A 23,580-nucleotide genomic window follows, 5' to 3' on the forward strand; every position below is an offset into this window, starting at 1 on the left:
TGGAGTGGAGTGTTGCCTCGGCGCCAAAATTCACAGCGGACATTGGCCTGACTTCGTCTACCGTCTATGAATGGATGTGACGATGGTCCGCCGGATTCGGCTGTAGGGTCGGCTCTTCTTCCCGCGATCGCAGCTCGGCCCTTCAGGCGCCATCGAGACATTGAAGGGAAACGTCGATGACACGCGAATTATTCTGGCTGACGCTGACTGTTATTCTGACCGGCCTGTTGTGGATTCCCTACATCATCAATCGCTGTCAGGTGCGAGGCCTCGGCGGCACGTTGGCTAACCCCTCACGCGCAGACAAGCCACAGGCCGAATGGGCAAACCGTCTGATGTTCGCTCACGACAACGCGGTTGAAAATTTGGTTATCTTTGCGCCGCTGGTCCTGATCCTCAATGCGATCGATTATTCGACAAAATGGACCGTCCTCGCCTGCGCCGTCTACTTCTGGTCCCGCGTCGCGCATCTGATCTTTTACACGCTTGGCATACCCGTGCTGCGTACGTTGGCATTCACCGTCGGATTCCTGGCGCAGGCAGTGCTGGTGCTCGGAATATTTCAGCTCCTCTGATCGCCTCAAACAGCGACAAACAAAGCTTAATAAAAAAGGGACGGCCATGCCGTCCCTTTTTGCTTATCCCGATGGAAATTACGGAAACATTGGTGGCTGATCGATGCCCATCGTCTCCGGCAATCCAAGCACCAGATTCATGTTCTGAACCGCCTGCCCTGACGCTCCCTTGGTGAGATTATCGAGCGTCGAGATGATGATCGCCCGCCCCGCCACGCGGTCGGCAGTTACCCCGATGAACGTCATATTCGACCCACGCACATGCCGCGACTGCGGCATCTTGCCGAAGGGCAGCACGTAAACGAACGGCTCTTTCTCATACTGCTTGACCAGGATGTCATGCAGATCCTGCGCGATCTTGCCTCTGCGTCCCCGCACATAGATCGTTGCAAAAATACCCCGGTTCATCGGCGTGAGGTGCGGGGTGAAGGAGACCAGAACCTCCTTGCCCGCAGCCTTGGAGAACTCCTGATCGAGTTCAGCCATATGCCGGTGCTGGCCCACACCATAGGCATGGAAGCCTTCCGACACCTCAGAAAACAGCATCTCTTCCTTTGCCGAACGTCCGGCGCCGGTCATGCCTGACTTTGCGTCGATGACGATCTCATCCGGCTCAATGGCCTTCGCCTTCAAGAGCGGGATGAGCGGCAGTTGTGCAGTCGTCGTGTAGCAGCCGGGGTTGGCGACAAGTCGCGCCTTCTTGATATCGCGCCGGTAGACTTCCACGAGCCCGTAGACGGCTTCCTTTTGTAATTCGAGCGCGTGATGGTCGTGACCGTACCACTTCGCGTAAGCGGCCGGATCACTGAGCCGAAAGTCGGCCGACAAATCGACGACCTTGGTCTCAGGCGCTTTTGCCATCAGGTCCTTCAGAACCTTCTGCGTTGTCGCATGCGGCAGCGCGCAGAACACCAGATCGAGGCCTGCGCTGCTCCAATCGACTTCATCGATCGTGACGAGTCGTGGAAGTTCGTAAGGCGCGAATTGCGGGAACACATCGCCCATCATTTGCCCTGCCCGTCTGTCGGCAGTCAGCAAAACGATGTCCACGCGAGGGTGACGCAGCAGCAGCCGAACGAGTTCAGCGCCGGTGTAACCGGAGGCCCCGAGGATGCCGATTTTCTTCTTCTCAGCCATGATGTGTCCTTACCCAGGCAAGCTCAAAAATGAACGCTACCGGAGCAGGTCTTGCGGCAAGTTTTGGTGAGAAACAAGATGCCGCGGACCATTTCCGGCGGCATTGGCGATATGATCAAACGCGATCAGCCGCCCATACCGCGGTGATGCGGCGGCGGCGATTCAAGATAATGGTGGTGGCGCTGTTCATGGGCGCGGATATAGGTCCGCGCCCATTTTTCGTCAAGTCATGAACTTTAGATGACAGGATTCCAAGGCGCCGGAATCCAGCGATAGCCATTGGTATCCTTCTCGAGATTGGCCAGGCCCGGGAACGGATAGTGGAAGCCCTGCACCCGCATCTTCTCCGCAACGATCATGTCATAGATCTTGCGACGCGTGGTTTCAGCCTGCGCCGGATCCTGATCGAACATCAGGTGCCAGCCAGGATTGCGGGCGAACAGGTCAGGATCGTTGGTCACATCCGACTGAATGAAGACCTTGTCCGCCCCCGAAGAGAGAACGTACGACGTGTGTCCCGGCGTGTGACCGATGGTCTCGACCGCCAGCATGCCTGGGGCAACTTCCTTGCCCCACTCGTAAGGCGTGACCTTCTTCTGCAGTCCTGCTTCGAACACCCGGCGATTGCTCTTGAAGAGGCCCTGCATCCGTTCACCTGAAGCGCGGCTCATCTCGCCGTCGTCCATCCAGAATTTCCATTCGACGGCCGGCACCAGGACTTCGGCATTTGGAAATGCGGGTTGGTTGTCGGCGGTCAACAGCCCGTTCACGTGGTCACCGTGGAAGTGGGAAATCACCACGATATCGACGCTCTTGGGATCAATTCCTGCTGCAGCCATATTGGAGGCGAACTGTCCGTTCGCGCCCTTGCTTGCCGCGAATGCTCCTGGGCCATTGCCGGTATCAACCACCACCAGCTTGCCGCCGGTATTGATGACCAACGGTCCAAAGTTGATCGTCATCTTGTCACGCGGACGGAAAGCCTTCTCCAGCGCCGCGTTCACTTCGTCCTTCTTGACGTTGAGGACGAAGCTGTCGCCAAGCGGAAAAGTCGTCGAGCCGTCCGAGACGACCGTTACTTCAACATCACCAACCTTGTAGCGGTAAAAGCTTGCATTTTGTTTGTTGGCGGCAGGAGCCGATGCATTGGCGGAATTCGCAGGCAGCAATGGAGCCGCCGTAAGTGCAGCGGCACCAGCCAATGCGTGACGTCGTGTGAGATCCATGGTCGTTCTCCGGTGAGTGAAATCAGATTGAATAAAATGCGATCGCGAGTTGATGTCGGGTGTTGTGATCGAACCTCATTGCATCAACTGCCGTTCGTTCGCAACCTATGGCGATATCTGATTGTGCCACCAGCTAAACACCGCCTGATGTCATCTCATCCTTGATCACAAAATTGTTTTGCGCCGGGTTTTGCGACGCATCATCACATCAGCATCTTCACACCGAGCATGCCCGGAGCCATCAACATAGCCGCCCACAAGAGCGCGGAGGAAAAATTAGCAAACTGAAAACGCCAATACGGCATCTCGACAACGCCCGCGACGAGCGGGACGGTTGCGCGCAGCGGACCAGAGAAGCGGCCGATGAAGATACCGAGAACACCCCATTTCTTCATGAACCGTTCCGCCCGCGGCAGCATCTCGGGAAAGCTCGACATCGGCCACATGTGCGCAATGCGGTCATGAAATCTGACGCCGATCCAATACGAGAGCCAATCGCCGCACGCAGCCCCCAGACTTCCGGCGAGCCAGACCGGCCAGAAGCTGATTCCGCTTACACCAATCAGAGCTCCGATTGAGACCAACGCGCCCCATGCAGGTATGAGGAGAGAAAGAAAAGCCAGCGACTCCGCGAACGCCAGCACAAAGACGACCGGCGCGGCCCAGACCTGATGGTCACGGACAAATTCTGCTAGTCCGCGCGTCATTTCCTCAAAGGTCATGCGATGCCTTGGTTCCCGGTCTTCAATCGAAAGGACTCGCTTAGCATGTCGGCTGTCACCTTGTACGGGAACCGGCTGCGTCACATTTACAGCCCCAACCGTGGCATAGTGATAGCCAGCGATTCTCCTCTCTTCTCGATTCTACAAGATTAAAGACCATGCCGAAATCATTGAAAAGTAACGAAAAAGCGACTGGCACCTCGAAGGCCAACCGCGACCTTTTCGCGGGGTCTGGCAGCAAGCCGCGATCGGCTGCGAAGCCTGTTTCGCGTGAAAGTAGCGCAGAAGCGGGCTACACCGCACGCGATATTGAAGTCCTTGAAGGGCTGGAACCGGTTCGTCGCCGTCCTGGCATGTATATCGGCGGCACCGATGAGAAGGCGCTGCACCATCTTTTTGCGGAAGTCATCGACAACTCGATGGACGAGGCCCTCGCCGGCCATGCCACATTTATTGAGGTCCGACTGACTGCGGACGGCTACTTGGCCGTGAACGATAACGGTCGCGGTATCCCGGTTGATCCGCACCCAAAGTTTCCAAAGAAATCCGCCCTCGAAATCATCATGTGCACGCTGCACGCGGGCGGCAAATTCGATTCCAAGGTCTATGAGACATCAGGCGGCCTGCACGGCGTTGGCGTCTCCGTGGTGAACGCGCTCTCCACCGAGCTCGTTGTCGAAGTCGCGCGAAATCAGCAGCTCTACAAAATGACCTTCGAGCGCGGTAAGCCGAAGGGCAAGCTGGAAGAACTCGGCAAGGTCAACAACCGCCGCGGAACGAGTATTCGCTTTAAGCCCGACCCGGAAATCTTTGGCGCAAAAGCAGCTTTCAAACCGCAGCGTCTGTTCAAGATGGCGCGCTCGAAAGCCTATCTCTTTGGCGGTGTAGAAATCCGCTGGCGCTGCGATCCCGAACTGCTCAAGGGCATCGAGGATGTACCCGCCGAAGATACCTTCCACTTCCCGGGCGGCCTCAAGGACTATCTCGCCGCTGCTATTCATGCCGATACGCTGGTGCATCCGGACATCTTCTCGGGCAAGTCCGGGCGCAACGGCGCACACGGCGCCTGCGAATGGGCCGTCGCATGGACCGCAGACGCCGACGGCTTCCTGTCGTCCTACACCAACACGGTTCCGACACCCGACGGCGGTACCCACGAAGCGGGTTTCCGCAGCGCGCTCCTGCGTGGCCTGAAGGATTACGCCGAGCGTATCGGCCAAGGTAAGAAGGCCGCTTCTGTAACGTCCGAAGACTTGATGGTTGGCGCTGCCGCCATGTTGTCCGTCTTCGTCCGCGAGCCAGAATTCCAGGGGCAGACCAAAGACCGTCTCGCGACCGCGGAAGCCCAGCGTATCGTCGAACAGGCGATCAAGGACCCCTTCGACCACTGGCTGACGGGCAACCCGCTGCAGGCCAACAAGCTGCTCGAGTTCGTGGTTGAACGCGCCGACGAGCGACTGCGGCGCCGGGCCGAGAAGGAAATCTCGCGCAAAACGGCCGTCAAGAAGCTGAGGTTGCCGGGCAAGCTCGCTGACTGCACCAATACGGCGGCCGAAGGCTCCGAGCTGTTTATCGTCGAAGGCGACTCGGCAGGCGGCAGCGCCAAACAGGCGCGCGACCGCAAAACTCAGGCGGTGCTGCCGTTGCGCGGAAAAATCCTCAACGTCGCCTCTGCGACCCGCGACAAGCTGACGGCCAATGCACAGCTTGCCGATCTCATGCAGGCGATCGGATGTGGCACCGGGGCACATTATCGAGAAGAAGATCTCCGTTACTCGCGCATCATCATCATGACCGACGCCGACGTCGACGGTGCGCACATCGCGTCACTGCTCATCACATATTTCTACCGGCAAATGCCGCGCCTGATCGACGAAGGGCATCTGTATCTCGCAGTGCCACCGCTTTATCGCCTCACCCATGGCGCCAAGACGGTCTATGCGCGCGACGAAGCCCATCGAAATGAGCTGCTCAAGACACAATTCAACGCCAACGCCAAGGTCGATATCGGCCGCTTCAAAGGCCTCGGCGAAATGATGCCGGCGCAGTTGAAAGAGACCACCATGGATCCGACCAAGCGCACTATGCTTCGTGTGGTCTTGCTGCCCGACGATCGCGAGGGGACGGCCGATTCTGTTGAACGCCTCATGGGCACCAAGGCTGAGGCTCGCTTCGCGTTCATCTCGGATAAGGCCGAGTTCGCCAGCGAGGATTTGCTGGACGTGTGATCGACAATCGACATTCGGCAGATTCCTTGCGAGCGCAGCCTTTATGAGAACTCCTCTGCTCACCATCGGCCTGCTCGCGCTCTTGATTGGCCTGCTGTGGATTGGTCAAGGCACGGGTTATGTGCGGTGGCCGCAATCCAGCTTCATGATCAATCAGATCAGCTGGGCCTGGTATGGCGCGGGTTTGGGCCTCGTGGGCCTTGTGCTGGTCGTGCTTGCCTATCGAGGCAAATCCTGATCGGGGTCCAATCGGCATTTGCGTGATCTCGCAAAAGAAGAGGCTCGTATGACAGCGTCTCCCTTCGATCTCTCGGGCAAGATCGCCATCATCACCGGCGGCAACGGCGGTATCGGCCTCGGCATGGCGCGCGGTCTTGCCCGCGCGGGTGCCAACATTGTGGTCGCCGGACGCAACGAAGCGAAATCAAAAACCGCGGCAGCAGAGATCGAACAACTCGGCGTGAAGGCACTGCCGCTGAATGTCGACGTATCGGATAAAGCTGCAGTCACGGCCATGGTTGACGCAACGCTCTCCGCATTTGGCCGGCTCGACATCCTGATCAACAATGCCGGCATCAATATCCGCAGCCCGGCGGATACGCTCGATCTCAACGATTGGCACAAGGTGATCGATACCAACCTCACCAGCGCGTTTCTTTGTGCCCAGGCCGTTTATCCGGCCATGAAGAAAGCTGGTGGCGGCAAGATCATCAATGTGGGCTCGATGATGTCGATCTTTGGCGCAGGATTTCTACCCGCCTATGCCGCGAGCAAGGGCGGCATCGTACAGTTCACCAAGGCCATTGCATCATCCTGGGCACAGGACAACATCCAGGCCAATGCCATCCTGCCGGGCTGGATCGATACGGAGCTTACCCAGAAGGGCCGCGCGCAGATCCCTACCCTGCATGATGCCGTGCTGGCGCGCACGCCTGCCAAGCGCTGGGGTAATCCGGATGACTTGGCCGGCACCACTGTGTTTCTGTCCTCCGCCGCCTCTGATTTCTTGACCGGGATTTCGATCCCGGTCGACGGCGGATATTCAGCGCAGGGATAAGCGTCCCGCGTTATTCATTTACGGAAATTCTTGATCTCCGACACGCTGCCGTCCTGGTAAGTCAGCTCGACCGAGACAGACCTCGTGGTGGCTGGAATTTTCATATACGACGGCGGGCTATCGGGAATGGCGGACGGATCTTTCGGATTGCATGGCGGCACCTTGACGACCTTGTCGGGCACTGTCGTATCGATGCCGATGCGCATCTCTCTGATGGCGCAACGATAGGAGAAAATCTGCGTGAAATAGACCAGTGGCGTATTGTAGCCGCCGAATGCCAGCCAGCTCGTCGAAGTCATGTCCAGCAGCTTGCGATGACTGTTGATCAACGCGGCCTCAGGATCGAACTTGATCGGGTACGGCCCCTGCATCTGACCCATCGGATCGACATAGCGCACCTGGATCGTCGCAGCCGGCGCATCGCTCGGCAATTCAATCGATGGATTGGGCATACGCCGCCGCGTGCGTGGATCGAGTGAATCCAGGAATCCTGTCTCCCTGAATTCTCCGCTTTCACCAAGCCGCCAGGAAATCGCCAGCGTTGGATCTGCGATGGAGAACGAAACCGACCACCCGCCATTGTGGCGCATGAAGCTCGCGATCGGCGCATTGCCGGAGTCACTGATGATCGGTGGCGGTGGAGCGATGGGCAGCGCCGCCACCTGCGGCAGCACGTCGATCTTACGCTCTCCATCCTTCTCGGGCCTGAGAATGTAATCGCCGACGATCTGATCGTAATACGCCGGCGTCTGCATTCTGTTGGCGGCCACAGTCATCTGACGGACATCGGACTGCGTCCGCTTGGCGATCTGAACCAGATTGAGGCCCGGCTGCGAAAGCTCGCGAACAAAATTTCGGGTGAAGACCGAATTTGGGTTGGGATCGTCGTCATTCAGTCGGTCCAGCGCGGTCTGCTTGGCCCCCGCGGAGAACACCACAAACACACCTTCCGGCGGGGTCATCGCCGCAAGCCCGCCGCTCCCGCTGAGCGCTCGCGTGCCTGTCGCTTCGAACGGATTGTTCCGGCACGCATCGAACACAAAAATCGACGTCCGCGCCCCTTTGGCCTGAACGCGCGAAATGAGCCGCTCCGCGGCAAAGGCGCCATCGCGGATAAGTTCTTCTTGTCCCTCGGTCACTGCAGCAATGTCGGTCGGCAGAAGATAGTTCTGGCCGTTCACCTCGAACCCGTGCCCCGCAAAGAATACGAACGCGGTGTCTCCCGGCTCCAGCACCTTGTCGAAGGCCAGCATGGTTTCACTGAAAGCCTGACGCGTCTGGTTCTCGGCAAACAGAACATTGAAACCAAGCTGCTTGAGCACATCGCTCATGGCCCGTGCGTCGTTCACGGCTTTCCGCAATGGCGGGACATTGCGGTAATCGTTGTTGCCGATCACCAGCGCGACACGTTTTTCAGCGTGTGCCGAGGCAGAGAACGCGGCCGCGAATGCCGTGACGGCAGCAATGAGGAACGCCGTCCTGATCCGGAGTTTCTTCATGGTCCGCCCCCTCTGAAACCGCGCCTGGCGGCTTTCATCCTTCCACTATGGCATAGTCGGCCGGAACAGAGACGGGGTTCATGAACTTTTTGAAGGGTATGGAACCTGTCAACTTATTGTCGTATTAAGGTTTTTTGCGATTTCGCCGTCAAATTCATTGACTTTGGCGGTTTCGAGCCTATGTTTCGCTGCAACACGGCCAGAATCGAAACGCGATAGTCTGGTCGGTCGCCTGTCAGCGAATTTTTATCCTCCCCGTGCCATAAAAAAGCGTGCCGTTCCGGGGTTGAGCGCGACAGCTATTCCGAAAATCGGAACGGCGATTTCGATTAGAGGCTCAATGTCCTTTTCCAATCTTGGCCTTTCCGACAAGGTCCTCGCTGCTGTAGCAGCAACCGGTTACACCACCCCTACCCCCATTCAAGAACAAGCCATTCCCCACGTCCTGGCCCGCCGCGACGTGCTCGGTATTGCCCAGACCGGTACCGGCAAAACCGCGGCTTTCGTGCTGCCGATGCTAACCCTGCTGGAAAAGGGTCGCGCCCGGGCACGAATGCCACGCACCCTCATTCTCGAACCGACGCGCGAACTCGCAGCGCAGGTTAAGGAGAACTTCGATAAATACGGCGCCGGCCAAAAGCTGAACGTCGCACTTCTGATCGGGGGCGTCTCCTTCGGCGATCAGGACGTAAAGCTGATGCGCGGCGTGGACGTGCTGATCGCTACGCCCGGCCGCCTGCTCGACCACACCGAACGCGGTGGCTTGCTTCTCACCGGTGTCGAATTGCTGGTGATCGACGAAGCCGACCGTATGCTGGATATGGGCTTCATTCCGGACATCGAACGGATCTGCAAGCTGGTCCCCTTCACGCGGCAGACCCTGTTCTTCACCGCCACGATGCCTTCCGAAATTCGGCGCATTACAGAGACCTTCCTGCACAATCCTGAAAAGGTCGAAGTTTCCAAGCCTGCTTCCACTGCCGTGACCGTCACGCAGTCGCAGATCAGCGTCGGGCGCGAACCTCACGAAAAGCGCGAAGTCCTGCGGCAGCTGCTGCGTGAAGCCAAGGACCTGAAGAACGCGATTATCTTCTGCAACCGGAAACGCGAAGTAGCCCTGTTGCATCGCTCCCTGCAGAAGCACGGTTTCGGTGCCGCCGCCCTTCACGGCGACATGGACCAGACGGCCCGCATGGCGGCTCTCGACCAATTCCGCAAAGGCGAACTGCCATTACTCGTCGCCTCCGACGTCGCAGCCCGCGGCCTCGACATTCCCGAAGTCAGCCACGTCTTCAACTTTGACGTACCTCACCATCCGGACGATTACGTCCACCGCATCGGCCGCACGGGCCGCGCCGGACGTCTTGGGACTGCCATTTCCATCGTCAGCCCCTCAGACCAGAAATCCGTGATCGCCATCGAAAAGCTGATCGGGCAACCGATCGCCCGCGCTGAAACCAGTCATACGGTTTCGGCAGATGCTTCGCCGACCCCAGTCACCTCCCACGGTGAAAAGCCGTCGGAAGAGCGAAAGCCACGCCGCGAACGTTCGCGAGGCGGCCGAAACAAGTCCCAACGTCCAGAAGCTGCCGCAGCACCGCAGCAGAAGTCGCAGCGTCCGGAAGCTGTTGCCGCACCGCAGCAGCCGCCGTCCATCGGACGGGTCAGGCCGGCTGCACCTCCTCGCGAGCAGTTCTCCGAACCAGGCGACCACTCCCACCTTCCCGCGTTTCTCCTGAGGCCCATCCGCGCTCGCGGTTAACGCCAATCCCCAGGGATTCATCATCATCGTAATGATCCGTTTACGGGTCATTCACTCTCCTCGCCTAGTTTGCCTCCTGATACTTTAGTATTTCGTGATGGGTGAGGCTGGCGTCCGACAGCCTTGGGGACACAGAACGTGATTGGCCTTCTGGAAGAGCATGAACGCACCATGGCGTTCGCTGAGGTCGCTTTGGGTCAAATTCGATCCTTGCGCCAGACAGCTGTGCCGCGCAATTACGAGATCTGGTACGTCTACGCGACGGGCTACAATAGTTCCCTGAACAAGATCATCAATGAGACCCTTGCCCGCAACGGCAAGCTGACTGAGTCCGATCTAGATCAGATCTACGAGACCTATCTTTCCCAGATCCGCACCACTGAGCGCATCGATAAAGTTGGCTCGCGCGTGATCAGCGAGATCGACGACGTGATGTCCCTCATCACCGAAGCGCTGGGAATGACCGCGACCTTCGGCAACAGTCTCGACGGCGCGACGCAAACACTGTCCAAGGCCAAAGATATCAGCCAGGTCAAAGCCGTCGTCGAAGCCTTGGTCGCTTCGACGCGCGAGATGCAGGACACCAATCGGGCGCTTGAATCGCGCTTGATGGTGTCGAAGCAAGAGATCGCCAACCTCCAGCACAGCCTCGAAGCTATCCGCACGGAAAGCCTTACAGATCCACTGACATCGCTGGGCAACCGCAAATTCTTCGACCGCGCCATCGAAAGCGCGGTCACGCATGCGGCACAGACCGGCGAACAGCTGTCGCTGCTGATGCTCGACATCGATCATTTCAAGTCCTTCAACGATAACTATGGCCACCTGACAGGCGATCAGGTGCTGCGTCTGGTGGCGATGTCGTTGAAACAAACCATCAAGGGTCAGGACATTACGGCCCGCTACGGCGGCGAAGAGTTTGCCGTAGTGCTCCCGAATACGGCGCTTCGTCAGGCTCTGACGGTTGCAGACCACATCCGCCGCGCCGTGATGTCGAAACAGCTCAAGAAGAAATCGACCGGCGAAATCCTCGGTCGCGTCACGATCTCCGTCGGCGTTTCAATGCTGCAGGCCGGCGACGATACTGACAGCTTCATCGAACGCGCAGACGCCTGTCTCTATGCCGCCAAACGCAATGGCCGCAATCGCGTGATCTGCGAAGCGGATCCCGAGTTCTCTCCCAACGACCGCATTCAGGTTGCTTAAGTTCTCTTCTTGCCGGTCTTTCGACCTGCTTTTTTAGATCCGGCTTTCTTCTTGGCGGCGGTGCGGCCGAGCGTCTTTCGCGTCGTGGCAGCTTTCTTTGATGCCCTCTTCTTGGCCTTCTTGGCTGCCTTTTTGGATGCCTTCGTGATGTTGGGCTTCGGTTGGGCCGGCCGCTTTTTCACACCTGATTTTTTAGCTGCCGCGCGCTTGGCTGCGCCTACAGCTTCACGCGCCCAGACAGCCAATTCTTCCGGATCGTCGTAAAGCCGTTCCGGCAGGTGTCTGTAGGATTTCACGACGATCGTTTTGTTTCTGGTGTCGTACTGGAAAGGCTTGGCGCCCTCTGCCTCGTAGCGGGCAACGGTCAGGTCATCGACCCTGAAAATGATGCCGGCTCTCAGTGCCATGGCGAAGTTCACGCCATCAGCCACGATTCCATAGCCGCTGAACATGCGGCGAAGGACGACAAGTCCGAATTCAGAGAAAAGGTCAATCAGATGGTCGCGGTCCATGGCTGGACCCGACATCGTCAGCCGTCGATCTTGGCCGGCGTCAGCTGCACCGACTCGCCACAGCCGCAGGCGCTGATCTGGTTTGGATTGTTGAAGACAAACTGCGCCTGCATCTTGTCCGCCTTGTAGTCCATCTCGGTCCCGAGCAGGAACAACACTGCTTTGGGATCGACCAGGATCTTGACGCCCTTGTCCTCAACGACCTCGTCGGTCGGACGAACTTCATGGGCGTACTCAACGGTGTAAGACTGACCGGCACAACCGCCGTTTTTGATGCCAACCCGCAGGCCAACGATTTCAGAGTCCGCACGGCCGGCGAGCTCCTTCACGCGCTCGGCAGCGGCGTCCGTCAGACGCATCACCTGCGGACGCGGACGAACCTTGGGCTTGGCCGATGTAGAGCTTGTTGGCGTCATAGCTGTCATTTGGTCATTTCCTTCGGCGGTTCAATGCCGACCAGTCCAGATTACACGCCGAATCGTAAACGTCTTCAACTCACCACATGTTGAGGACAAGGCGCGCCTCATCCGACATCCGGTCAGGCGTCCATGTCGGCTCCCAAACCACATTCACGCTCACCGGACCAACACCAGCGACACTCGCCACAGCGTTCTCGACCATGGTCGGCAATTCGCCGGCGGCCGGGCAATTCGGTGTCGTAAGCGTCATCTGCACATCGACGGAACGATCGTCCTTGATGTCGACCTTGTAGATCAGCCCCAGCTCGTAAATATCGGCGGGGATTTCCGGGTCGAACACGGTCTTCAGCGCCGCAACGATGTCGGTGCCGAGACGCTCCGTCTCCTCAGCCGGCAACGCAGATTGCGTATCAAACCGCGGCTGAGCTTCAGCCGTCTCGGATGCCTGAATGGTGTCACTCATGAAAAAAGCTCCCGCGCCTTGATCAGCGCTTGCGCAAGCTGGTCAACCTCGCTGCGCGTATTATACATGCCAAACGAAGCCCGGCATGTGGCCGTTACGTTGAATCGCTCCAAAAGCGGCATCACGCAGTGCGTCCCTGCCCGAACCGCGATGCCGCCACGATCTATCACTGTCGCAACATCATGTGGGTGCGCACCTTCCATTGCGAAAGAGATCACGGGCCCCTTGTCGCGCGCTGTGCCGATGATGCGAAGGGAATTGATCTCGCGCAGTTGATCCATCGCATAGGTGAGCAGGTCATGCTCATGCTTGGCGATGCGCTCCTTGCCGATCGAATTAACATAATCAATCGCAGCACCGAGCCCGATCGACTCGACAATGGCCGGGGTTCCCGCCTCGAACTTATGTGGCGGATCACCATAAGTGACCCAATCCCTCGCCACCTCGCGGATCATCTCGCCGCCGCCATTGTAAGGGCGCATGGCGACCAGGTGATCGTACTTCGCGTACAGCACGCCGATCCCGGTCGGGCCGTAGAGCTTGTGACCGGTGAAAACATAGAAGTCGCAATCGATGTCCTGCACGTCGATCGCCATATGCACGGCGGCCTGGCTACCGTCGACAAGAACAGGAATGCCGCGCGCATGCGCGATTCTCACGACGTCTTTCACAGGAACGACGGTACCGAGCGCATTCGACATTTGCGTGATGGCAACAAGCTTGGTCTTCGCCGTCAGCAGCTTCTCGAATTCCTCGATCAAGAAATTGCCTTCATCATCGACCGGCGCCCACTTGATCACGGCACCATGGCGTTCACGCAGGAAGTGCCATGGCACGATGTTCGAGTGGTGCTCCATGATCGAGAGCACAATCTCGTCGCCCTCTTTGATGTTGGGCTCGCCCCACGATGACGCCACGAGGTTGATGGCCTCGGTCGCATTGCGCGTGAAGATAATTTCTTCGTTGCGCCGGGCATTGAGAAACTGAGCCACGCGAGAGCGACCGCCTTCGTAGGCATCGGTCGCCGCGTTGGCGAGATAGTGCAGCCCGCGATGGACGTTGGCGTATTCGCTCTTATACGCCTCGGCCATGCGATCAAGCACAGCATTGGGCTTCTGCGCGGAGGCCGCATTGTCGAGATAGACCAGCGGCTTGCCATAGACCTTCAGCGCCAGCGCTGGAAAATCCTGCCGGACGCGCTCAACATCATATGAACCGTTTGCCACTGCCGGATGCATGATCATCCCCGTGCCGCAAGCCATCGATCGGCTGCGGCAATTGCGACATCGCGCAGATCGTCGTTGACGATAGACTCGATCGCCTCACCCACGAAGGCCGTGATCAGCAAAGCCTGGGCTTCCTTTTCAGGCAAGCCGCGGGCACGCAGATAAAACAACAGGCTCTCATCAAGAGCGCCGGTCGTCGCACCGTGACCGCACGTTACGTCGTCCGCGAAGATTTCGAGCTCAGGCTTGTTGCTGGCTTCGGCTTCGTCCGAAAGCAACAATGCCCGGGTCATCATCTTGCCGTCAGTCTTCTGAGCGTCAGGACGCACGATAATGCGGCCCTGGAACACCGAATGAGACCGATCCTCAAGCACCGAGCGGAAGACTTCGCGGCTTGAGCAGTGCGGCACCGCATGGTCGACCACCAAGGTGCTATCGCCGTGACGATTGCCACCCAGCAGATTGACGCCGTTCGTGGTCAGCTCACCACCCTCACCAGCAAAGGTAATGAAAGCCTGATAGCGGCTGACGCTGGCGCCATTGGTGAGGTTAAACGTATTCAGCTTGGTCTTAGCACCGAGTGTAAAGATCGCAGTCGTGATGTTGGCGGCATCGCGCGCGTCGTCCATCAGACGCACGTGCTCAAGCTCGACATCATCGCCACTCCAGACGACAATCGAGTCATGCGCCTGATAGGCCTTTGCGCCTTCGGCCGCAGCAAAGCTCTCCACGAGCGTAACCTGTGCGCCCTTGCCGATCTTCACCAGCGAACGCGTGAAGGCTGAAGTACCCGAGCTCGTCGCGACGTGCACGATATGGATCGGCTTCGCAGGCTTGGCGCCTTCAGCAACATCGATCACGAGCCCGTCTGTTGCCATGGCGGCATTGAGCGAGATCATCGCATCCGAGGCCACGCTGGTCTGCAACAGATCAGCGCGCATCTTATTGTTCGAATCTTCCAGTACCTCGCGCAGCGTCCGCAGGTGGACGCTGGCGTCGAGACCGCTGAGATCCGACAGTTGTGGGGCGAATACACCATCGACCAGCACAAACTTCTGCGTATTGTCGAGACCAAGCGACTTCACCGACTGGGCGGCGCGGGCGAGCGCAGCCTGATCTGGAGCCGGCGCAAGCGGCGCAACCTCGCGCAACAAATTGCGCAGATCGGTATATTTCCATTCTTCCAAACGACGATGCGGCAATCCGCGACTCGCAAAGTCGTCGAAGGCAGCCTGTCGCACATCGGCGACGACGCCTGTCCCTGGCAAACGGTCACGCGCCACGGCGAACAATTCGTCGAGCGCACGCTCCGTGTTCGGTTTGACCAATGCAACGTTCATGCTGGTGCCTGTTTACGCCGCTTTGTCTTCGAATTGCGCGTAACCGGATTTCTCCAGCTCAAGCGCAAGGTCCTTGCCGCCGCTCTTCACGACGCGCCCCTTCGACATCACGTGGACAAAGTCGGGAACAATGTAGTTGAGTAGTCGCTGATAGTGCGTGATCACCACCATGGCGCGATCTTTCGAGCGCAACGCATTCACGCCATCGGCGGCGACGCGCAAAGCGTCGATATCGAGACCCGAATCCATTTCATCGAGGATGCACAGGCTTGGCTGGAACAGCGCCATCTGAAGCACTTCGTTGCGCTTCTTCTCACCACCGGAGAAGCCGACGTTGACGCCGCGCTTCAGCATGTCCTGCGGGATGTTCAGCGAGGTCGCGACCTCGCGAACCTTCTTCAGAAAGTCTGGTGTCGAATATTCGCTCTCGCCGCGCGCTTTACGCTGAGCATTCAGCGCCGTGCGCAGGAACGTCATGGTCGCGACGCCGGGTATTTCGACCGGATACTGGAAAGCGAGGAACACGCCCTTCGCGGCGCGCTCGTCCGGGGCCATCTCAAGCAGGTCTTCGCCCTTGAAGAGGATTTCGCCGCCGGTAACGTCGTAGCCAGGCTTGCCGGCGATGACGTGGCTGAGCGTCGATTTGCCAGAACCGTTCGGTCCCATGATGGCGTGAATCTCGCCCGGGTTCACGGTGAGGTTCAACCCATGCAAAATCTCATTGTCCTCGACCTGAACCTTCAGATCCCTGACTTCAAGCAATGCGGTCATCCAACACTTCCTTCCAGCGAGATCGAGATCAGCTTCTGCGCCTCGACCGCAAATTCCATTGGCAGCTGCTGCAACACGTCCTTGACGAAGCCGTTGACGACAAGCGCCACCGCTTCTTCCTGGCTCAAGCCGCGCTGCACGCAGTAAAACAACATGTCTTCGGAAATCTTCGACGTCGTCGCTTCGTGCTCGAAGAGCGCCGATGAATTCTTGGCTTCAATGTACGGCACCGTGTGCGCGCCGCACTTGTCACCGATCAGGAGCGAGTCACACGCCGTAAAGTTACGCGCGTTTGTCGCCTTGCGATGCGCCGTCACAAGACCGCGATAGGTATTCTGCGAAACGCCCGCAGCGATCCCCTTCGAGATGATGCGGCTGGTCGTGTTCTTGCCAAGATGGATCATCTTGGTGCCGGAATCGACCTGCTGGTAACCATTCGAAATCGCGATCGAATAGAACTCGCCGCGCGAATTGTCGCCGCGCAGAATGCAGCTCGGATACTTCCACGTGATCGCGGAGCCGGTCTCGACCTGCGTCCAGGAGATCTTGGAATTCTTGCCGCGACAGTCGCCACGCTTCGTGACGAAGTTGTAAATGCCGCCCTTGCCTTCCGAGTTGCCCGGATACCAGTTCTGCACCGTCGAATACTTGATCTCGGCATCGTCGAGCGTGACGAGCTCAACCACGGCGGCGTGCAACTGGTTCTCATCGCGCTGCGGAGCCGTGCAGCCTTCGAGATAACTGACATACGCCCCCTTGTCGGCGATGATCAGCGTGCGCTCGAACTGGCCGGTGTTACGCTCGTTGATGCGGAAGTATGTCGACAGCTCCATCGGGCAGCGTACGCCTTCCGGTACGTAAACGAACGAGCCGTCCGAGAACACTGCCGAGTTCAACGTCGCGAAATAGTTGTCAGAGGTTGGCACGACTGTGCCGAGATATTTCTTCACCAGTTCGGGGTGTTCGCGGATCGCTTCCGAGATCGGCATGAAGATCACGCCGGCTTTCTTCAGCTCAGCCTGGAACGTGGTGGCGACAGATACCGAGTCGAACACGGCATCGACCGCGACGCGGCGCTCACCTTCAGGGCGCACGACGCCGGCCAGCATTTCCTGCTCACGCAGCGGGATGCCGAGCTTCTCGTAAGTCTTCAGAATTTCCGGATCGACTTCATCGAGCGAAGCCAGCTCCTTCTTCTTCGGCGCGGAGTAGTAATACAGATCCTGATAGTCGATCTTCGGGTAGTTCACCCGCGCCCAGGTCGGCTCTTCCATCGTCAGCCAACGACGATACGCTTCCAGACGCCATTCAAGCATCCAGGCTGGTTCGTTCTTCTTGGCGGAGATGAACCTGACGATGTCTTCGGAAAGACCCTTTGGGGCTTTCTCGGACTCGATCAGAGTTTCGAATCCATAACGATATTGATCGACGTCGATCTGGCGAACCCGATCGACCGTCTCTTGTACGGCCGGCATCTTTATCCTCCGCTCGCGGTTTCAAGGACCGCGGTGGACCGCGTAAGTTGTATTCGGGCTTTATTCTCGTAATGCGAGAACGTTAGAACTGTTCAAGCCCGATCCTTCGGGCTCTAAGTAATACACTCGAGAGCTTTCTCCAAGCCTCTAGGCATCGATCAATGTCCGCTTCGGTGGTCTCCCAGCCAAGACTGAAGCGAATGGCTCCCTGAATGAGGGCGGGATCGGCTTTCATGGCCTCCAGGACGTGAGATGGCTGCACTTTCCCGGAGGAGCATGCCGATCCGGACGACACCGCAATGCCCTCCAGATCGAAGCCGATGACAGCGGTTTCCGCCTTGAGGCCAGGCGCGGAAGCCAGGGTTGTATTCGGCAGCCGTGGAATGTTGCCGGAGAAGACTGCTGTTCCAGGGAAGGCCCTGAGCCCAGCCTCGAGCCGCTGCTGGAGCGAGGTCATGCGGTTTAGGTTGGCATCAAGCAACGCCATTGCAGCGCGGACGGCCGCCCCAAAGCCGGAGATGCCAATGACATTTTCGGTTCCCGCCCGGCGCCCTTGCTCCTGCCCCCCACCTCGGACTTCAGGTTCCAGCCCATGGAGCCCATCCGCCAACACCAGCGCCCCAACGCCCTTTGGGCCGCCGACCTTGTGCGCAGAAACCGTCAGAAGATCACACTTCAAGGTATTGATATTTATTGGGATCTTTCCAAGAGATGGCACGGCATCCACGTGCAGCAATCCGCCTGCCGCGTGTACCATGTCGGCGACGTCCGAAACCGGTTGAATCGCGCCGGTTTCATTGTTCGCCAGCATCAGCGAAACCAATGCCGGCGGACGGATGTCGAGCAGTCTGGAGAGGCCTTCCAGATCGATAACCCCGGACGACGTGACCGGCGCAATCTCAATCGTCTCACGCGGAAAACGCCCACCCGCCAACACCGAGGCGTGTTCAATGGCTGAGACGATCAGCCGCTGCACGGGCGCCCTGTTCCGGCGCAAAGCCGGCGTGAGCGCCATCTTGTTCGATTCCGTGCCTCCGGACGTAAAAACGACATTTCTCGCGTCCGCCCCGACAGCCGCAGCGATTGCGGCTCGCGCGTCTTCGACAAGCCTGCGCGCCGCGCGGCCCTCGCTGTGGATGGACGACGGATTGCCGCTGACATCGAGGGCCGCGACCATCGCAGCGCGCGCTTCAGGCCGCAGCGGCGTGGTTGCATTCCAGTCCAGATAAACCCGTTGAGGTGCCACGTTCGATAATCCTGCCAAGTCCTTCAAGCGAGAGGGTCAAGCCCGGTCCCGCACTCCTCTATCTATGATTAGCATGCTCAATTTGCTTGCTTTTTGCCCCTCGCCCCATGGTAGAACGCCGCATCAAATTTGCATCGCGCCGATCTCCGGTCGCGAACGAGGCCGATCGACACTCTGCCGCCATGGCAGATTTCACCAGGCACCGTCGATTGCTACATCTAAGGACCACTGATGCCCGAAGTCATTTTCACCGGCCCCGCCGGCCGTCTCGAAGGCCGCTACCATCCGGCGAAGCAGAAGAATGCACCGATTGCGATGGTTCTCCATCCGCATCCGCAGTTCCAAGGCAATATGAACCACCCGATAGTCTATCAGGTTTATTATGCCTTCGTGGCCCGTGGCTTTTCGGTTCTTCGGTTTAACTTCCGTGGCGTTGGCCGCAGCCAGGGTTCGTTCGACCATGGAACCGGTGAATTATCCGATGCGGCGGCCGCGCTGGATTGGGCTCAGACCATCAACCCTGAGGCGCGAGCCTGCTGGGTTGCTGGCTTCTCGTTTGGCGCCTGGATCGGCATGCAGCTCCTGATGCGCCGGCCCGAGGTCGAAGGCTTCATTTCGATCGCGCCTGAGCCGAACCGTTACGACTTCTCGTTCCTTGCACCGTGCCCCTCATCGGGCCTGATCGTTCACGGTGAGAAAGACATCGTCGCTCCCGCCAAGGACGTCACGACGCTGGTGGAAAAGCTGAAGACGCAGAAGGGTATCGTGATCGATCAGCAAATCATTCCCGGCGCGAACCATTTCTTCGTCGACAAGATGGAGCCGCTGATGGAGTCGGTGACGTCTTACCTCGACATGCGGCTCGCCAACGTCCGCTAACGGTACGCCGATGACTGCCTTCGTCGCACTTCTGCGCGCAGTGAACGTCGGAGGCACCGGCAAATTGCCGATGAGCGAGCTCAAAGCGATGTGTGAGGCGTTGGATTACGGACACGTCAAAACCTACATCGCCAGTGGCAATGTTGTTTTTACGAGCCGAAAATCAGAGACGGCAGTCAAGGCGGCACTTGAGAAACAGCTCGAGGCTTACGCAGGCAAACCAGTCGGCGTCTTCGTCAGAACGGCGACCGAATTAGCTGGTGTGCTGACGGAAAATCCATTTCCGAAGAAGCCCCCAAATCAAACACTTGCTGTTTTCCTCGATAAAGCGCCGCCGTCGAACGCTCTGAGAGACGCCCGCGGTCAAAAAGAAGAAGAAATCATCCTGGGACGCCGCGAAATCTATATTTATTACGGCGCAGGAATGGCAAAGTCGAAACTCGTCATTCCTGCGGCCAAAACAGGCACAGCGCGCAACATGAATACTATTGCGACGCTCGCCAAAATGGCTGCTGACCTTTAATCAGGCGACCGCTTCGCTCTCAAGCTTCGAGAGATACGCATCGTGCTTCCGCATGAATGCACGCAGCAACTCGGGATAATCCACGCTCACAGCCTCGCGTACCGACGTCCGCTCACGCAGGCTCTTGCGCCAACGCGCAATCTTCGGCTTGCCGGCAAGGATACCGAAATCGCCGATCTCATCGAAGACATCGAAGTAACGAAACGCCGGCGCAAACACGGCATCTACGAGTGAGAAGCTATCGCCATCAAACCACGGCGCAGCCACAAGTCGCGACTCGAGCCGGGCGAACCGCTCCTCTGATTGCGTCACCTTGGCCTTGAATGACGCTTCATCCTTGGCGGTCTCCAGACCCCAGATATCGCCAAGCACGGCTGAGCCGAACTCTATCCACGCACGGTGCTCAGCGCGCGTGACAGCGTCCGTCGGATGCAGTGGCTTGGGCTGTGTCTCCTCAAGATATTCGAGGATGACCGCAGACTCGAAGATCGCCTTGTCGCCCACCAGCAAGACGGGCGTCTTGCCGAGCGGCGAGACCCGCAGAAACCAGTCAGGCTTATTGTTCAGGTCGATATCGATCCGCTCGAACGGCACGCCCTTCTCTTTCAGGGCAATAACCGCTCGCTGGACGTATGGGCACAGTTTATGGCTGACCAGCTTGAGAGGCTCTGTCATTACATGGCTCCACGGGCGCGGCGGAGCGCCTTCGACACATGGCAACGGGTGATGCGCGCAGCACTCCGCACGCTGAAAAGCAGGTGTGTCGCCAGGAAAATGGCTTCCCCGATAAGCATAGCGAAAACTCGTTTTAATGCAGATGCATCCTTCTAGAGGCCGCGCGAGGCAGCGTCAAGATTCATGCAGATGCATTAAATCACGGTTTCGCGAGGACACCGCCGCTGAGAGGTTCGGAGACACCGGTCGTTCCGGGGTAGGTCAGCGGCAGGCCCTTCAGGCTGCGGACGGCCAAATAGGCAAAGGCCTGAGCTTCAATCGCATCGCCCGACCACCCAAGATCGCTTCCGCGCAGAGCTGTCGCCGGACTAAGCCCCGCGCCCAGCATCTCCATTAGCGTTGGATTACTTGCGCCACCGCCGACCACGATCCATGTCGTAGGCGGTTTCGGCAACCGCGATGCGATGTCAGCAATGGACGTTGCTGTGAATGCGGTGAGCGTGGCGGCACCGTCTTCCGCCGTAACGCCATCGAGCTTAAGCGCCGCGAAGTCGTTGCGATCGAGCGACTTCGGCGCAGGCTGGGAAAAGAATGGAAGCTGCATTGCGCGCGCGATCCAGTTCTCATCGACGCGGCCCTTAGCCGCCACGCGGCCATCGCGATCAACCGCTTCACCGGTCATGCGCAGCATGAAGTCGTCCAATAGTGCGTTACCGGGCCCGGTATCGCAGGCAATGAGCGTATCGTTATCAATGTAGGTGATGTTGGCGACACCGCCGATATTGACCACCACCGTTGGCTCTGAGCGCCGTTGCATCTGCACGAGCGCACGATGATAGATCGGCACCAATGGCGCGCCCTGCCCACCTGCAGCAACGTCGGCCGCGCGAAGGTCGAATACCACCGGAATGCCGAGTGCTTTCGCCAATGCAGGGCCATTACCGATCTGAACCGTCAGCTTCTGCTCCGGGCGATGCAGCACAGTCTGGCCATGAAATCCGACGACATCGATCTCGCTCGGCGCGAGGCCGTTGTTGTGAAGAAAACTCTTCACCGCCTCGGCATGAACCTCAGTGATCAGCCGCTCCGCATCCGCCAGCGCGCCCGGGCGTTTGTCACGTTCCGAAAGGGACACAGCATCAGCCAGCGCCTGCCGAAGCAGTCCACGCTCGCTGTCCGAATAGCGCCGATAGGCCGTGTGTCCAAAAGACCCGACGCGCTCACCGTCTGTTTCGATCAGCGCAACGTCAACCCCGTCGAGGGACGTTCCGCTCATGAGACCAATCGCTTTCAGCAAGGGCCCCTCCTTGGTTGAATCCGACGCCGGACCTGATACACCACACCCCTCTATAAAACGCTAAATCCCCAGAGCGCCCGCATGAGTGCCTACAAATCCGACTTCCTTAACGTCCTCGAAAGCCGAGGCTTTATTCATCAAGTCTCGGAACCCGAGGCTCTGGATGCGCTCGCCGCGAAGGGGCCGATCACGGGATATATCGGATTTGATTGCACAGCCCCATCCCTGCACGTGGGCTCGCTGCTGCCGATCATGATGCTGCACTGGATGCAACAGACGGGGAATAAACCGATCGCCTTGATGGGCGGCGGGACCACCCGCGTCGGCGATCCATCCGGCAAGGACGAGAGCCGCAAAATCCTCACCGACGCCGACATCGCGGCAAACCTTGCAGGCATCCGTACGGTATTCGACAAATTCCTGACTTTCGGCGACGGCAAAACCGACGCCACCATGGTCAACAACAACGATTGGCTTGCGCCTCTCAACTACATCGATTTTCTGCGCGACGTTGGCAAGCATTTCTCAGTGAACCGCATGCTGTCGTTCGACTCGGTCAAGCTGCGCCTTGAGCGACAGCATGAGCTGTCGTTCCTCGAATTCAATTACATGATCCTGCAGGCTTACGACTTCGTCGAGCTTCACAAGCGCACTGGCTGCGTGTTGCAGATGGGCGGCTCGGATCAATGGGGCAACATCGTCAACGGCATCGACCTTGGTCGGCGCATGGCCAACGCGCAACTGTTCGCGCTGACGTCCCCGCTGCTTACCACCGCCGGCGGAGCCAAGATGGGCAAGACGGCTGCCGGGGCTGTTTGGCTCAATGAGGATCGGCTCAGCGCTTACGACTACTGGCAATTCTGGCGCAACACCGAAGACGCTGATGTCGAGCGCTTCCTCAAGCTGTTCACTGTGCTGCCGCTGGATGAGATCGCGAAACTCGCTGCATTGCAGGGCCAAGAGATCAACGAAGCCAAGAAAATCCTCGCAACCGAAGCAACGGCGCTGGTTCGAGGCCGTGCGGCGGCGGAGGCTGCATCGGAGACTGCGCGAAAGACTTTTGAGGAAGGCGCGATCGCAGGCGATCTTCCCACGCTCGAAATTCCAAAGGCAGAACTCGATGGCGGCGTTGCCGTGCTTGGACTGTTCGTTAAGGCCGGCCTTGTTGCTTCAAACGGCGAAGCGCGGCGTCAGATCAAGGGCGGCGGCCTGCGTGTCAACGATGCAGCCGTGACAGACGAAAAGATGGCGCTGGCGTCGAAAGATTTGACACCAGAGGGTGTCATCAAGCTGTCGATGGGTCGCAAGAAGCACGTCCTGCTGAAACCGATCTAAGTACGCA

The 23,580-nt window shown here is 58.6% G+C and carries 23 protein-coding genes; 9 read left to right on the forward strand and 14 right to left on the reverse strand.

Annotation, left to right across the window (positions count from 1 at the left end; translation table 11 throughout):
- The first annotated feature begins 176 nt into the window (after positions 1-176).
- Positions 177-575 carry an MAPEG family protein gene (locus ACZ5C3_RS16540; RefSeq protein WP_464031354.1) on the forward strand — a complete coding sequence of 133 codons (399 nt, stop codon included), beginning with the start codon at positions 177-179 and terminating at the stop codon, positions 573-575.
- Between the two features lie 78 nt (positions 576-653).
- Here ACZ5C3_RS16540 and argC read toward each other — a convergent pair whose 3' ends face one another.
- From argC to ACZ5C3_RS16555, 3 genes are all read right to left on the reverse strand, one after another.
- A complete protein-coding gene (argC, locus tag ACZ5C3_RS16545) occupies positions 654-1,712 on the reverse strand; it encodes an N-acetyl-gamma-glutamyl-phosphate reductase (RefSeq protein WP_464031355.1) in 1,059 nt (352 codons plus the stop codon).
- Positions 1,713-1,948: 236 nt separating this feature from the next.
- Positions 1,949-2,938, reverse strand: coding sequence for an MBL fold metallo-hydrolase (locus tag ACZ5C3_RS16550; protein ID WP_464031357.1), 990 nt, complete (start codon positions 2,936-2,938; stop codon positions 1,949-1,951).
- Between the two features lie 203 nt (positions 2,939-3,141).
- The gene (locus ACZ5C3_RS16555) at positions 3,142-3,660 is read right to left on the reverse strand and encodes a DedA family protein (protein ID WP_464031359.1); all 519 of its coding nucleotides are present in this window, start codon (positions 3,658-3,660) and stop codon (positions 3,142-3,144) included.
- 158 nt (positions 3,661-3,818) lie between these two features.
- On the opposite strand from ACZ5C3_RS16555, the gene parE reads away from it, so the two are divergent.
- From parE to ACZ5C3_RS16570, 3 genes are read left to right on the forward strand one after another with little or no spacing between them, the layout of a single operon-like run.
- Complete coding sequence (gene parE / locus ACZ5C3_RS16560; protein WP_464031360.1) at positions 3,819-5,888, forward strand: DNA topoisomerase IV subunit B; 2,070 nt, start codon at positions 3,819-3,821, stop codon at positions 5,886-5,888.
- Positions 5,889-5,931: 43 nt separating this feature from the next.
- Positions 5,932-6,126 carry a hypothetical protein gene (locus ACZ5C3_RS16565; RefSeq protein WP_464031361.1) on the forward strand — a complete coding sequence of 65 codons (195 nt, stop codon included), beginning with the start codon at positions 5,932-5,934 and terminating at the stop codon, positions 6,124-6,126.
- Between the two features lie 48 nt (positions 6,127-6,174).
- Positions 6,175-6,945, forward strand: coding sequence for an SDR family NAD(P)-dependent oxidoreductase (locus ACZ5C3_RS16570; RefSeq protein WP_464031363.1), 771 nt, complete (start codon positions 6,175-6,177; stop codon positions 6,943-6,945).
- A gap of 14 nt (positions 6,946-6,959) precedes the next feature.
- On the opposite strand, the gene ACZ5C3_RS16575 is transcribed toward ACZ5C3_RS16570, so the two are convergent.
- Positions 6,960-8,444, reverse strand: a complete 1,485-nt coding sequence (locus ACZ5C3_RS16575) for a caspase family protein (RefSeq protein WP_464031365.1) — start codon at positions 8,442-8,444, stop codon at positions 6,960-6,962.
- 340 nt (positions 8,445-8,784) lie between these two features.
- Here ACZ5C3_RS16575 and ACZ5C3_RS16580 point away from each other — a divergent pair, with 340 nt between their 5' ends.
- Positions 8,785-10,206 carry a DEAD/DEAH box helicase gene (locus ACZ5C3_RS16580; protein WP_464031366.1) on the forward strand — a complete coding sequence of 474 codons (1,422 nt, stop codon included), beginning with the start codon at positions 8,785-8,787 and terminating at the stop codon, positions 10,204-10,206.
- 138 nt (positions 10,207-10,344) lie between these two features.
- Positions 10,345-11,412, forward strand: coding sequence for a GGDEF domain-containing protein (locus tag ACZ5C3_RS16585; protein WP_464031368.1), 1,068 nt, complete (start codon positions 10,345-10,347; stop codon positions 11,410-11,412).
- Here the strand turns inward: ACZ5C3_RS16585 and ACZ5C3_RS16590 are convergent.
- From ACZ5C3_RS16590 to ACZ5C3_RS16625, 8 genes are all read right to left on the reverse strand, one after another.
- Entirely contained in the window at positions 11,409-11,924 is a 516-nt protein-coding gene (locus ACZ5C3_RS16590) for a TfoX/Sxy family protein (RefSeq protein ID WP_464038357.1), read from the reverse strand. The two genes, ACZ5C3_RS16585 and ACZ5C3_RS16590, sit on opposite strands and share 4 nt — an antisense overlap.
- 17 nt (positions 11,925-11,941) lie before the next feature.
- Entirely contained in the window at positions 11,942-12,349 is a 408-nt protein-coding gene (locus ACZ5C3_RS16595; protein ID WP_464031370.1) for a HesB/IscA family protein, read from the reverse strand.
- 70 nt (positions 12,350-12,419) lie between these two features.
- Positions 12,420-12,806 carry an SUF system Fe-S cluster assembly protein gene (locus tag ACZ5C3_RS16600; protein WP_464031372.1) on the reverse strand — a complete coding sequence of 129 codons (387 nt, stop codon included), beginning with the start codon at positions 12,804-12,806 and terminating at the stop codon, positions 12,420-12,422.
- Positions 12,803-14,044 carry a cysteine desulfurase gene (locus ACZ5C3_RS16605; protein WP_464031374.1) on the reverse strand — a complete coding sequence of 414 codons (1,242 nt, stop codon included), beginning with the start codon at positions 14,042-14,044 and terminating at the stop codon, positions 12,803-12,805. The genes ACZ5C3_RS16600 and ACZ5C3_RS16605 overlap by 4 nt, the downstream gene beginning before the upstream one ends.
- Positions 14,045-14,046: 2 nt before the next feature.
- Entirely contained in the window at positions 14,047-15,372 is a 1,326-nt protein-coding gene (sufD, locus tag ACZ5C3_RS16610) for a Fe-S cluster assembly protein SufD (protein ID WP_464031375.1), read from the reverse strand.
- A 12-nt stretch (positions 15,373-15,384) separates the two neighbouring features.
- Positions 15,385-16,143, reverse strand: coding sequence for a Fe-S cluster assembly ATPase SufC (gene sufC, locus ACZ5C3_RS16615; protein WP_464031377.1), 759 nt, complete (start codon positions 16,141-16,143; stop codon positions 15,385-15,387).
- The gene (gene sufB, locus ACZ5C3_RS16620) at positions 16,140-17,618 is read right to left on the reverse strand and encodes a Fe-S cluster assembly protein SufB (RefSeq protein ID WP_464044163.1); all 1,479 of its coding nucleotides are present in this window, start codon (positions 17,616-17,618) and stop codon (positions 16,140-16,142) included. Before sufB ends, sufC begins: the two co-directional genes overlap by 4 nt.
- Positions 17,619-17,700: 82 nt before the next feature.
- On the reverse strand, positions 17,701-18,864 hold the full coding sequence (locus ACZ5C3_RS16625; RefSeq protein WP_464044164.1) for a cysteine desulfurase family protein: 1,164 nt from the start codon (positions 18,862-18,864) through the stop codon (positions 17,701-17,703).
- A 231-nt stretch (positions 18,865-19,095) separates the two neighbouring features.
- Between ACZ5C3_RS16625 and ACZ5C3_RS16630 the strand changes: the two genes are divergently transcribed.
- On the forward strand, positions 19,096-19,743 hold the full coding sequence (locus ACZ5C3_RS16630; RefSeq protein ID WP_464031379.1) for an alpha/beta hydrolase: 648 nt from the start codon (positions 19,096-19,098) through the stop codon (positions 19,741-19,743).
- 10 nt (positions 19,744-19,753) lie between these two features.
- Positions 19,754-20,266 carry a DUF1697 domain-containing protein gene (locus ACZ5C3_RS16635; protein WP_464044165.1) on the forward strand — a complete coding sequence of 171 codons (513 nt, stop codon included), beginning with the start codon at positions 19,754-19,756 and terminating at the stop codon, positions 20,264-20,266.
- Here ACZ5C3_RS16635 and ACZ5C3_RS16640 read toward each other — a convergent pair whose 3' ends face one another.
- Both ACZ5C3_RS16640 and ACZ5C3_RS16645 read right to left on the reverse strand, forming a co-directional pair.
- Positions 20,267-20,941: a glutathione S-transferase family protein gene (locus tag ACZ5C3_RS16640; RefSeq protein ID WP_464031383.1), complete on the reverse strand. Its 675-nt coding sequence runs from the start codon at positions 20,939-20,941 to the stop codon at positions 20,267-20,269.
- A gap of 199 nt (positions 20,942-21,140) precedes the next feature.
- A complete protein-coding gene (locus ACZ5C3_RS16645; RefSeq protein ID WP_464031385.1) occupies positions 21,141-22,238 on the reverse strand; it encodes an anhydro-N-acetylmuramic acid kinase in 1,098 nt (365 codons plus the stop codon).
- Between the two features lie 81 nt (positions 22,239-22,319).
- Between ACZ5C3_RS16645 and tyrS the strand changes: the two genes are divergently transcribed.
- Complete coding sequence (gene tyrS, locus ACZ5C3_RS16650; RefSeq protein ID WP_464031387.1) at positions 22,320-23,573, forward strand: tyrosine--tRNA ligase; 1,254 nt, start codon at positions 22,320-22,322, stop codon at positions 23,571-23,573.
- The last annotated feature ends 7 nt before the right edge of the window (positions 23,574-23,580 follow it).

The sequence above is a fragment of the Afipia dichlorophenoxyacetatis genome, from assembly GCF_055386385.1.

Bases quoted from the DNA above. Each gene is read 5' to 3' on its own strand.
- ACZ5C3_RS16565 (WP_464031361.1), top strand. From the start codon at position 5,932: ATGAGAACTCCTCTGCTCACCATCGGCCTGCTCGCGCTCTTGATTGGC.
- tyrS (WP_464031387.1), top strand. From the start codon at position 22,320: ATGAGTGCCTACAAATCCGACTTCCTTAACGTCCTCGAAAGCCGAGGC.
- ACZ5C3_RS16590 (WP_464038357.1), bottom strand. From the start codon at position 11,924: ATGGACCGCGACCATCTGATTGACCTTTTCTCTGAATTCGGACTTGTC.
- ACZ5C3_RS16605 (WP_464031374.1), bottom strand. From the start codon at position 14,044: ATGCATCCGGCAGTGGCAAACGGTTCATATGATGTTGAGCGCGTCCGG.
- ACZ5C3_RS16600 (WP_464031372.1), bottom strand. From the start codon at position 12,806: ATGAGTGACACCATTCAGGCATCCGAGACGGCTGAAGCTCAGCCGCGG.
- ACZ5C3_RS16550 (WP_464031357.1), bottom strand. From the start codon at position 2,938: ATGGATCTCACACGACGTCACGCATTGGCTGGTGCCGCTGCACTTACG.
- sufD (WP_464031375.1), bottom strand. From the start codon at position 15,372: ATGAACGTTGCATTGGTCAAACCGAACACGGAGCGTGCGCTCGACGAA.
- ACZ5C3_RS16595 (WP_464031370.1), bottom strand. From the start codon at position 12,349: ATGACAGCTATGACGCCAACAAGCTCTACATCGGCCAAGCCCAAGGTT.
- ACZ5C3_RS16640 (WP_464031383.1), bottom strand. From the start codon at position 20,941: ATGACAGAGCCTCTCAAGCTGGTCAGCCATAAACTGTGCCCATACGTC.
- ACZ5C3_RS16635 (WP_464044165.1), top strand. From the start codon at position 19,754: ATGACTGCCTTCGTCGCACTTCTGCGCGCAGTGAACGTCGGAGGCACC.
- ACZ5C3_RS16575 (WP_464031365.1), bottom strand. From the start codon at position 8,444: ATGAAGAAACTCCGGATCAGGACGGCGTTCCTCATTGCTGCCGTCACG.
- ACZ5C3_RS16570 (WP_464031363.1), top strand. From the start codon at position 6,175: ATGACAGCGTCTCCCTTCGATCTCTCGGGCAAGATCGCCATCATCACC.
- argC (WP_464031355.1), bottom strand. From the start codon at position 1,712: ATGGCTGAGAAGAAGAAAATCGGCATCCTCGGGGCCTCCGGTTACACC.
- ACZ5C3_RS16580 (WP_464031366.1), top strand. From the start codon at position 8,785: ATGTCCTTTTCCAATCTTGGCCTTTCCGACAAGGTCCTCGCTGCTGTA.
- ACZ5C3_RS16555 (WP_464031359.1), bottom strand. From the start codon at position 3,660: ATGACCTTTGAGGAAATGACGCGCGGACTAGCAGAATTTGTCCGTGAC.
- ACZ5C3_RS16630 (WP_464031379.1), top strand. From the start codon at position 19,096: ATGCCCGAAGTCATTTTCACCGGCCCCGCCGGCCGTCTCGAAGGCCGC.
- sufB (WP_464044163.1), bottom strand. From the start codon at position 17,618: ATGCCGGCCGTACAAGAGACGGTCGATCGGGTTCGCCAGATCGACGTC.
- ACZ5C3_RS16540 (WP_464031354.1), top strand. From the start codon at position 177: ATGACACGCGAATTATTCTGGCTGACGCTGACTGTTATTCTGACCGGC.
- parE (WP_464031360.1), top strand. From the start codon at position 3,819: ATGCCGAAATCATTGAAAAGTAACGAAAAAGCGACTGGCACCTCGAAG.
- sufC (WP_464031377.1), bottom strand. From the start codon at position 16,143: ATGACCGCATTGCTTGAAGTCAGGGATCTGAAGGTTCAGGTCGAGGAC.